The sequence below is a fragment of the Comamonas sp. 7D-2 genome (assembly GCF_022749555.1).
GTDB lineage: Bacteria > Pseudomonadota > Gammaproteobacteria > Burkholderiales > Burkholderiaceae_C > Comamonas > Comamonas thiooxydans.
Genome location: NZ_CP094238.1, coordinates 357,017 through 366,526 on the forward strand (window position 1 = coordinate 357,017; position 9,510 = coordinate 366,526).

Consider the following 9,510-nt stretch of genomic DNA (forward strand, 5'->3'; position numbering starts at 1 on the left):
AGAGTTGACGATGGCCGCTGATGCGCACGCCCCAACTGCAAGTGAATACATCGTTCACCACTTGCAACACCTGCAAAACATCAAGCAGAAGTCCGTCATTGATTTCTCAGTCATCAACTACGACTCGATCGTGGTGGCTGGCGTTCTGGGTCTGCTCGGCATCTTCGTGCTCTGGCTGGCTGCCCGCAAGGCGACTTCTGGCGTGCCCGGCCGCTTCCAGGCCGCCGTGGAAATCCTGGTCGAGATGGTGGACAACCAGGCCAAGGCCAATATCCACAACGCCCAATCGCGCAAATTCATCGCTCCTCTGGCACTGACCGTCTTCGTCTGGATCTTCCTGATGAACGCCATGGACATGCTGCCCGTGGATCTGCTGCCCTATCTGTGGCAAGGCGCTACCGCCGACGAACACGCCTATCTGCGTGTCGTGCCCACCGCCGACCTGTCCACCACGCTGGGCCTGTCCTTCGCCGTGCTGGTCCTGTGCCTGTTCTACAGCGTCAAGATCAAGGGCATGGGCGGCTGGGCGCATGAACTGGTGACTGCACCGTTCGGCACTTCCAAGAATCCCGTCTTCGCCCTGATCCTGGGCGTGGTGAACCTGCTGATGCAGGTGATTGAATACGTTGCCAAGACCGTGTCGCATGGCATGCGACTGTTCGGCAACATGTACGCTGGTGAGTTGGTGTTCATGCTGATTGCCCTGATGGGTGGTGCGGCGGCTATGTCGCTCTCTGGTGTGTTGCTCCCCGTGGGGCACATCATTGCAGGCTCTATCTGGGCAATCTTCCACATCCTGGTGATTACCCTGCAGGCCTTCATTTTCATGATGCTGACGCTGATTTACCTCGGCCAGGCACATGAAGCTCACTGACCTTTCCCTCTTCAACCTTTCTTTCCTTTAATCCCTAGGAGTCATCATGGAAAACGTTCTCGGTCTCGTCGCTCTGGCTTGTGGTCTGATTGTTGGTCTGGGCGCTATCGGCGCTTCGATCGGTATCGCCCTGATGGGTGGCAAGTTCCTGGAATCTTCGGCACGTCAGCCTGAGCTGATCAACGAACTGCAAACCAAGATGTTCATCTTGGCTGGTCTGATCGACGCCGCCTTCCTGATCGGTGTTGCTATCGCCCTGCTGTTCGCTTTCGCCAACCCCTTCCAACTGGTGGCCTAAGCTCCGATCAACGCCCTAAATAGAAAGGTGTTGCCGTGAGTATCAACGCGACCCTGTTCGTTCAGGCCATTGTTTTCCTGATCCTGGTGCTGTTCACGATGAAACTCGTGTGGCCCCCGATTGCGAAGGCACTGGATGAGCGAGCCCAGAAAATCGCCGATGGCCTCGCTGCTGCCGACAAGGCCAAGACCGAACTGACCGCTGTCAACAAGCGTGTCGAACAGGAATTGGCCCAGACGCGCAACGAAACAGCTTCGCGGCTTGCGGACGCCGAACGCCGCGCCCAGGCCATCATTGAAGAAGCCAAGGCCCGCGCGACAGAAGAAGGCAACAAGATTGTTGCTGCTGCCCGCGCTGAAGCTGACCAGCAAGCCATTGCTGCCCGTGAAGCCCTGCGTGAGCAAGTGGCAGCGCTGGCCGTCAAGGGTGCCGAGCAGATCCTGAAGAAGGAAGTCAATGCCGGTATCCACGCTGATCTGCTGAACCGCCTGAAGACAGAGCTGTAAGGAAAGCAAAAAATGGCAGAACTCGCCACCATTGCCCGCCCTTACGCCGAAGCATTGTTCAAAGCCTGCGCCGACAAGGCTGCAGACTTGAACAGCACTGTCGCTTGGGTGGAGGAATTGGCGGCGATTGCCGCCAATCCGCAATTGCGCCAACTGGCCGACAACCCGAACGTGAGCGACGCGCAAGTGTTCGATCTCATCACGGGTGTGGCCAAGTCGGCATTGCCCGAGTCCGCACGCAACTTCCTGCGTGTGGTCCTCGAAAACGGCCGTCTGGACGTGCTGCCTGAAGTGGCAGCCCAGTTCCGCAGCCTCGTGAACAGCAAGAGCGGCTCTTCGGATGCCGTGGTGTACAGCGCTTTCCCGATTGAGGATGCAGCGCTGGCCGAGCTTGGCGCCACGCTGGAAAAGCGCTTTGGCCGCAAGCTGAATCTCACCGTGAAGCTCGATGAATCGCTGATCGGTGGCGTTCGCGTCGTGGTGGGCGACGAGGTGCTGGACACCTCCGTCAAGGCCCGTCTGGAACAAATGAAAGCGGCCCTCACCGCGTAATGCGCTTGAGGTCTCGGCTAACACACAAGAAAGAAGGAAAGAGTCATGCAACTCAATCCCGCAGAAATTTCTGAACTGATCAAGAGCCGCATCGAAGGGCTGGCTGCTAGCACTGACGTCCGTAACCAAGGCACCGTGGTGTCGGTGACTGACGGTATCGTGCGCGTGCACGGCCTGTCGGACGTGATGGCTGGCGAAATGCTGGAATTCCCAGCAGGCGCCGACGGTCAACCCACTTACGGTCTGGCTCTGAACCTGGAGCGCGACTCCGTGGGCGCCGTGATTCTGGGTGCTTACGAGCACATCGCAGAAGGCAACACCGTCAAGTGCACCGGCCGTATCCTGGAAGTGCCCGTGGGTCCCGAGCTGGTCGGCCGCGTGGTGAACGCCCTGGGTCAGCCTATCGACGGCAAGGGCCCCATCAACGCCAAGATGACGGACGTGATCGAGAAGGTCGCTCCTGGCGTGATCGCACGTCAATCCGTGGATCAGCCCCTGCAGACCGGTATCAAGTCCATCGACTCCATGGTTCCCGTGGGCCGTGGTCAGCGTGAACTGATCATTGGTGACCGTCAGACTGGTAAGACGGCTGTCGCTATCGACGCCATCATCAACCAGAAGGGCCAGGGCGTTATCTGTATCTACGTGGCTATTGGTCAGAAGGCTTCTTCGATCAAGAACGTGGTGCGCTCTCTGGAACAAGCCGGCGCGATGGACTACACCATCGTCGTGGCTGCCACCGCCTCTGAATCTGCTGCCATGCAGTACGTGTCGGCCTACGCTGGCTGCACCATGGGCGAATACTTCCGCGACCGCGGCGAAGACGCTCTGATCGTTTATGACGACCTGTCCAAGCAAGCCGTGGCCTACCGTCAAGTTTCGCTGCTGCTGCGCCGTCCTCCCGGACGTGAAGCTTTCCCCGGCGACGTGTTCTATCTCCACAGCCGTCTGCTGGAGCGTGCCGCTCGCGTGAACGCCGACTACGTCGAAGCCTTCACCAAGGGTGAAGTCAAGGGCAAGACCGGTTCTCTGACCGCTCTGCCTATCATCGAAACACAAGCTGGCGACGTGTCCGCTTTCGTTCCCACGAACGTGATTTCGATTACCGACGGCCAGATCTTCCTGGAAACCAGCCTGTTTAACGCCGGTATCCGTCCCGCTATCAACGCCGGTATTTCGGTGTCCCGCGTGGGTGGTTCCGCTCAGACCAAGGTTGTGAAGGGCCTGTCCGGCGGTATCCGTACCGACCTGGCTCAGTACCGTGAACTGGCTGCCTTTGCGCAGTTCGCTTCCGACCTGGACGATGCAACCCGCAAGCAGCTGGACCGCGGTGCCCGCGTGACCGAACTGCTCAAGCAGGCTCAGTACTCTCCTCTGTCGACCGCTCTGATGGCTTCTTCGCTGTTCGCAGTGAACAAGGGCTTCATGGACGACATCGAAGTCAAGCAAGTGCTGCCCTTCGAATCTGGTCTGCACCAGTTCCTGAAGACCAGCCACGGCGCTCTGCTCGACCGTCTGAACGAAAAGCGTGCTTTCGACAAGGAAGGCAAGGACGAAGCTGAACTGACTGCAGCCATTACTGCATTCAAGAAGTCCTTCGCTTAATACCGGCGAGGAGTCATCATGGCAGCAGGTAAGGAAATACGCGGCAAGATCAAATCGGTGGAAAACACCAAGAAGATCACCAAAGCCATGGAAATGGTGGCTGCATCCAAAATGCGCAAGGCGCAGGACCGGATGCTGGCTGCCCGTCCATATAGCGAAAAAATCCGCAACATTGCAGCCCATCTTGGCGAAGCTAACCCTGAATATGTGCATCCGTTCATGCAAGTGAACGATGCCAAGAAGGTCGGCGTCATCGTGGTGACGACCGACAAGGGTTTGTGCGGCGGCATGAACACCAACGTGTTGCGTGTCGTCACCAACAAGTTGCGCGAACTGCAGGATGCGGGTGTTGCGACAGATGCAGTGGCCATTGGCGGCAAGGGACTGGGTTTCCTGAACCGTGTCGGTGCCAAGGTGGTCTCTCACGCTACAGGCTTGGGCGACACGCCTCACCTTGACAAGCTCATCGGGCCTGTCAAGGTGTTGCTGGACCAATATGCTGAAGGCAAGCTGAGCGCGGTGTACCTGGCGTACACCAAGTTCATCAACACCATGAAGCAGGAGTCGGTGGTGGAGCAACTGCTCCCCCTGTCGTCCGAAAAATTGCAAGCCGAGAAGACGGGTGCATCGTGGGAATACATCTACGAACCTGACGCTCAAAGCGTCATCGACGAACTGCTGGTTCGTTACGTGGAGTCCCTCGTGTACCAGGCAGTTGCGGAAAACATGGCGTCCGAGCAATCGGCGCGCATGGTGGCCATGAAGGCCGCTACCGACAACGCCGGCAACGTCATCAGCGAGTTGAAGCTGGTCTACAACAAGACGCGTCAGGCAGCGATTACGACCGAGTTGTCGGAAATCGTGGCAGGCGCAGCCGCTGTGTAAACGGCTTTAACGAACAAACAGATTGGAGCAAAAAATGGCTCAAGTACAAGGCAAGATTGTTCAATGTATCGGCGCCGTGGTGGACGTGGAGTTTGCCCACGGCCAGGTGCCCAAGGTGTATGACGCCTTGAAGCTGGAAGGCTCGGCCCTGACCCTGGAAGTTCAGCAGCAGCTGGGCGACGGCGTGGTGCGTACCATTGCCCTGGGTTCTTCGGACGGTCTGAAGCGTGGCCTGATGGTCACCAACACCGGCAACCCCATCACCGTTCCCGTGGGTAAGGCTACCCTGGGCCGCATCATGGACGTGCTGGGTAACCCCATCGACGAACGTGGTCCCGTGGACCAGACCCTGACCGCTGCCATCCACCGCAAGGCTCCTGCTTACGACGAACTGTCGCCTTCGCAGGAACTGCTGGAAACCGGTATCAAGGTGATCGACTTGGTCTGCCCCTTCGCCAAGGGCGGCAAGGTGGGCCTGTTCGGTGGTGCCGGTGTGGGCAAGACCGTGAACATGATGGAACTCATCAACAACATCGCCAAGGCCCACAGCGGTCTGTCGGTGTTCGCTGGTGTGGGTGAGCGTACCCGTGAAGGTAACGACTTCTATCACGAAATGTCCGACGCTGGCGTTGTGAACCAAGAGAACCTGGGCGAGTCCAAGGTTGCCATGGTTTACGGTCAGATGAACGAGCCCCCAGGAAACCGTCTGCGCGTGGCGCTGACCGGCCTGACCATGGCTGAGTCGTTCCGTGACGAAGGCAAGGACGTGCTGTTCTTCGTGGACAACATCTACCGCTACACACTGGCCGGTACCGAAGTGTCCGCTCTGCTGGGCCGTATGCCTTCCGCCGTGGGCTACCAGCCTACCCTGGCTGAAGAAATGGGCAAGCTGCAAGAGCGTATTACCTCCACCAAGGTTGGCTCGATCACTTCCATCCAGGCCGTTTACGTGCCAGCGGATGACTTGACCGACCCCTCGCCCGCCACCACTTTTGCTCACTTGGACTCCACCGTGGTGCTGTCCCGTGACATCGCTTCGCTGGGTATCTACCCCGCTGTGGATCCTCTGGACTCCACCAGCCGTCAGCTGGACCCCCAAGTGGTTGGCGAAGAGCACTACAAGGTGGCTCGCCAAGTGCAGGGTACGCTGCAGCGCTACAAGGAACTGCGCGACATCATCGCGATTCTGGGCATGGACGAACTGGCTCCCGAAGACAAGCTGACCGTGGCTCGTGCTCGTAAGATCCAGCGTTTCCTGTCTCAGCCTTTCCACGTGGCTGAAGTGTTCACCGGCGCTCCCGGCAAGTACGTTCCCCTGTCTGAAACCATCCGTGGCTTCAAGATGATCGTGAACGGCGAAGCCGACCACCTGCCCGAACAGGCTTTCTACATGGTTGGTACCATCGACGAAGCCTTCGAGAAGGCCAAGAAGCTGGCTGCCTAACTGGCTTGCACCCCCTGAGCGGCTTGCGCCGCTTCCCCCTCTCTTTCAGGAGGGGGACCGCCCTCGCTGCGGGGCGGCCCTTGCTCGGCGTCTCTGGCTTGGGGTGTGCTTGTTTTAGGACCAGTTTTTACCTTTTCTAGGAGCAAAGATGAACACTATTCACGTTGATGTGGTCAGTGCCGAAGAGTCCATCTTCTCCGGTGAAGCGCGCTTTGTCGCCTTGCCCGGTGAAGCGGGCGAGTTGGGCATTTATCCCCGCCACACACCGCTGATCACCCGTATCAAGCCGGGTTCGGTGCGCATCGAAATGCCTGACGGCAGCGAAGAGTTCGTCTTCGTGGCCGGCGGCATTTTGGAAGTGCAACCCAACTGCGTGACCGTGCTGTCCGACACCGCCATCCGCGGCAAGGATTTGGACGATGAAAAGGCGCAAAAGGCCAAGGCTGCGGCCGAGGAAGCCCTGAAGAACGCCAAGGGCGAACTGGACATCGCTCGTGCGCAGTCCGAGCTGGCCGTGATGGCAGCTCAGATTGCGGCTCTGCGCAAGTACCGCCAGAAGCGTTGATGTGCTGTGCCCATGAGCACATGCATTAGCAGCAAAAAGCCACCGCATGCGGTGGCTTTTTTTATGGACTGTTGCTGCGGAAATCGAAGCGCACTGTGCTTGTCCCAAAAGGAACTGATCCCGAAACCAGCAGGATTCCGAACCGCGGCAGCGCGCAAGCAGCTTAGCCGTTGCAGGCGGCCTGATAGCCGTAGACCACGGAGCTGTCCTTGGGGTCCACATGGCGTGATTTGCGCACCACGGCCTTGCTGGGGTCTTCGCAGAGGGCTCGGATCTGGGCTTCGCACTTCTTGGGGTCATCCTCCTTGAGCTTGCAGCTCAGTGCGTAGTCGTATTCAGCCGGTGCTTCGGCGCCTCTGGGGCTGATGGAGGAGCAGGCGCTCAGTGCCAGGGCAGAGCTGATGACGGCCAGAGAGAACAGAGATTTCTGCATGCTTGAGTGCTTTCTTAAGAAAATACGGCTGCCCCAAAACTAACACAGCCATGCGGGTAAAAAGGTTTTTTCTGGATGGGGCCCACCTGCTTTTTGCATCACCGGGCCTGTTCGCGGTGCCAAAAACAACAAAGGACATGGATGCGCTACAGCGGTACCTTGACGCAATGGAATGACGAGCGTGGCTTTGGCTGGATAGAGGCCGATGGCGGTGGCGAGCGTCTGTTTGTCCATATCAGTGCTTTTGAGCCGCGCCCGCCCGCAGAGCAGCGTCCTCGGCCCGGTCTGCGCCTGGAGTTTTCCGTTGGCATGGAGCAGGGCAGAAAACGCGCGCTTCAGGTTGCATGGCGCGCTGGCGGCCCAGTGCCTCAGGCACGGTCTTCTTCGGTGCGGCGCAACAGCCCTTCTGCAGGGCGTTTGCAGTCCTCGCGTGCGGTGCCTCAGGGCTGGCATGCCTCCAGTGGCTTCAGCTATGGCGTGTTGCTGGTCTGGCTGCTGATGATGCTGGCCACCGCCGTGATTTGGGGCATACCGCGTATCCTCTGGCTGACCTATGCAGGCCTGAGCATGCTGACCTTCATGGCCTACTGGCAGGACAAATGGGCCGCCCAGAAGGGGCAGTGGCGCACGCCGGAAAACACGCTGCAGACCATGGCGTTGGCCGGAGGCTGGCCCGGTGCCCTGCTGGCCCAGCAGTGGCTGCGCCACAAAAGCAGCAAGACCAGCTTTCAGCTGCAGTTCTGGCTCATGGTCCTGATCAATGTGGTGGCCGTGCTCTGGCTGTGTTCGCCGTATGGGCGACATGTGCTGGCCTGAGGCCTCTGAGGTCTGCAGCCGGTGGGTGCGGCTGCAGAACCGGATCAGCGGTTGCGGCCCGGCAGATGCCTTTGGACCACGGGTGTATCGGGCAGGTTTCGCTGCGTGTTGGCCGCGGATTTGCGCGGGAAATGCGCCTGCAGTTGCCGGTTGACGCGCTCCAGTGCCGATACCAGGCCCATGCTGAAATGCCCGCCCTGGAAGGCGGACTGCATATCGCTGATCAGCGTTTGCCATTGCTCGGCGTTCATGGTGCGGTCCAGGGCGCGGTCGGCCACGATTTCTATGGCGTGGTCGGCCAGCAGCAGGTAGATCAGGACGCCGTTGTTGTGCTCCGTGTCCCAGACATGGAGCTTGGCGAACTGCGAGAGCGCGCGCTCGCGAGCCGTGGCATCGCGCCAGATGTAGCTCCAGGGCAGGCCGGCCTCGACGCAGATGCGGACCTGGCCGGTGTGGCCCAGCTCGCTTTTGGCAATCAGCAGCTCCAGCTCCTTGAGCGTGGCAGGCGGCAAGGCCTTGCGCAGATGCTGTTCGGCCCAGCGGTGTCGCACCAGACGTGCCAGGCGTTGAAAGACATTGCTCATTTCACCAGTCCCCCGAGGCGCCACCGCCACCAAAGCTGCCGCCGCCACCGGAGCTGAAACCGCCTCCCGAGCTGAAGCCTCCCCCGCTGCCGCTGCTCCAGCCGCCGCCCCCGCCGGTACTGATATACGGTCCGCCTCCGCCCCGCGAGAGGTTGGAGAGCAGGGTGAAGATCAGGCCAACAACGCTGGCCACGCCTGCAATCAACAGGCTGGTGGTGATCACATAGGCGGCCGTCCCGGCAATGCCTCCGATGATCAGCGAACCCAGCACGCGGCCGAAGATAGCGCGGGCGGCGGCAATCCCGATCGGAAAGCCGAAAAACAGCAGCGGAAGCAGAAAGTCCAGATTTTCGGACCAGGATGGGCCCGACTTGCGCGCCTCGGACTGCGGCGCGGGCAGTTTCTCGCCGTGAATCAGCAGGCTCATCTGCTCGATGGCGGCAGACAGGCCACCCGCATAGTCGTCGGCGCGGAAGCGCGGCTTCATGGCGCCGTCGATGATGCGTGCGGCCTGGATGTCGGGAATCGCGCCCTCCAGCTTGCGCGCCACCTCGATGCGCATGCGCCTGTCGTTCTTGGCCACGACGATGAGAGAGCCGTCGCCTATGTCCTTGCGCCCCAGCTTCCAGTTGCTGGCCACGCGCCAGGCATAGGCGGCAATGTCCTCCGGAGCCGTGGTGGCGACCATGAGCACGGCGACCTGGGCGCCGGTCTCGTCCTCCAGCTTCTTGAGCTGCTCGCTCAGCGCCTGTTGATCGCTCTGGCTCAGCGTGCCGGTCTGGTCGATGACGCGCGCCGTCAGCTCGGGCACGGGCTGCAGCTGAGCGCCTGCGCCACCCTGCGCCAGGGCTGGCAGCGCCGACAGCAGCACCATGCTGGCAAAAACAATAGCTGCAAGCGCTTTGTAGAAAAGGGCTTGAGGCGATTTTTGCATGGGTTTAAAGAGCT

Annotated in this window: 12 protein-coding genes; 9 read left to right on the top strand and 3 right to left on the bottom strand. The window is 60.0% G+C overall.

All coding sequences use genetic code 11. The annotated features are described in order from the left end of the window. The first annotated feature begins 10 nt into the window (after positions 1-10). The 8 genes from atpB (at position 11) to MPZ60_RS01665 (ending at position 6,729) form a co-directional block, all read left to right on the top strand. Positions 11-874 (top strand): F0F1 ATP synthase subunit A, encoded by an 864-nt coding sequence (gene atpB / locus MPZ60_RS01630; protein ID WP_003065408.1) that lies wholly within the window; start codon positions 11-13, stop codon positions 872-874. 46 nt (positions 875-920) lie between these two features. After that, positions 921-1,172, top strand: a complete 252-nt coding sequence (gene atpE / locus MPZ60_RS01635; RefSeq protein ID WP_003059376.1) for a F0F1 ATP synthase subunit C — start codon at positions 921-923, stop codon at positions 1,170-1,172. Positions 1,173-1,207: 35 nt separating this feature from the next. Continuing rightward, complete coding sequence (locus tag MPZ60_RS01640) at positions 1,208-1,678, top strand: F0F1 ATP synthase subunit B (RefSeq protein WP_003065405.1); 471 nt, start codon at positions 1,208-1,210, stop codon at positions 1,676-1,678. 12 nt (positions 1,679-1,690) lie between these two features. Next, a complete protein-coding gene (locus MPZ60_RS01645; RefSeq protein WP_003065404.1) occupies positions 1,691-2,230 on the top strand; it encodes a F0F1 ATP synthase subunit delta in 540 nt (179 codons plus the stop codon). A 45-nt stretch (positions 2,231-2,275) separates the two neighbouring features. Continuing rightward, entirely contained in the window at positions 2,276-3,835 is a 1,560-nt protein-coding gene (gene atpA, locus MPZ60_RS01650; protein ID WP_034359061.1) for a F0F1 ATP synthase subunit alpha, read from the top strand. 18 nt (positions 3,836-3,853) lie between these two features. Continuing rightward, the gene (gene atpG, locus MPZ60_RS01655) at positions 3,854-4,720 is read left to right on the top strand and encodes a F0F1 ATP synthase subunit gamma (protein WP_003065400.1); all 867 of its coding nucleotides are present in this window, start codon (positions 3,854-3,856) and stop codon (positions 4,718-4,720) included. Between the two features lie 34 nt (positions 4,721-4,754). After that, on the top strand, positions 4,755-6,164 hold the full coding sequence (gene atpD, locus MPZ60_RS01660; protein WP_003065399.1) for a F0F1 ATP synthase subunit beta: 1,410 nt from the start codon (positions 4,755-4,757) through the stop codon (positions 6,162-6,164). A gap of 148 nt (positions 6,165-6,312) precedes the next feature. Then, positions 6,313-6,729 (top strand): F0F1 ATP synthase subunit epsilon, encoded by a 417-nt coding sequence (locus tag MPZ60_RS01665; RefSeq protein ID WP_003059364.1) that lies wholly within the window; start codon positions 6,313-6,315, stop codon positions 6,727-6,729. Positions 6,730-6,892: 163 nt separating this feature from the next. Here MPZ60_RS01665 and MPZ60_RS01670 read toward each other — a convergent pair whose 3' ends face one another. Next, complete coding sequence (locus MPZ60_RS01670; protein ID WP_034359063.1) at positions 6,893-7,162, bottom strand: hypothetical protein; 270 nt, start codon at positions 7,160-7,162, stop codon at positions 6,893-6,895. Between the two features lie 159 nt (positions 7,163-7,321). Here MPZ60_RS01670 and MPZ60_RS01675 point away from each other — a divergent pair, with 159 nt between their 5' ends. Next, positions 7,322-7,978, top strand: coding sequence for a cold shock and DUF1294 domain-containing protein (locus MPZ60_RS01675; protein ID WP_238585806.1), 657 nt, complete (start codon positions 7,322-7,324; stop codon positions 7,976-7,978). A gap of 44 nt (positions 7,979-8,022) precedes the next feature. Here MPZ60_RS01675 and MPZ60_RS01680 read toward each other — a convergent pair whose 3' ends face one another. Next, positions 8,023-8,562, bottom strand: a complete 540-nt coding sequence (locus MPZ60_RS01680; RefSeq protein ID WP_034359067.1) for a TPM domain-containing protein — start codon at positions 8,560-8,562, stop codon at positions 8,023-8,025. A gap of 1 nt (position 8,563) precedes the next feature. Beyond that, positions 8,564-9,496, bottom strand: a complete 933-nt coding sequence (locus tag MPZ60_RS01685; RefSeq protein ID WP_370688540.1) for a YgcG family protein — start codon at positions 9,494-9,496, stop codon at positions 8,564-8,566. Positions 9,497-9,510: the final 14 nt, after the last annotated feature.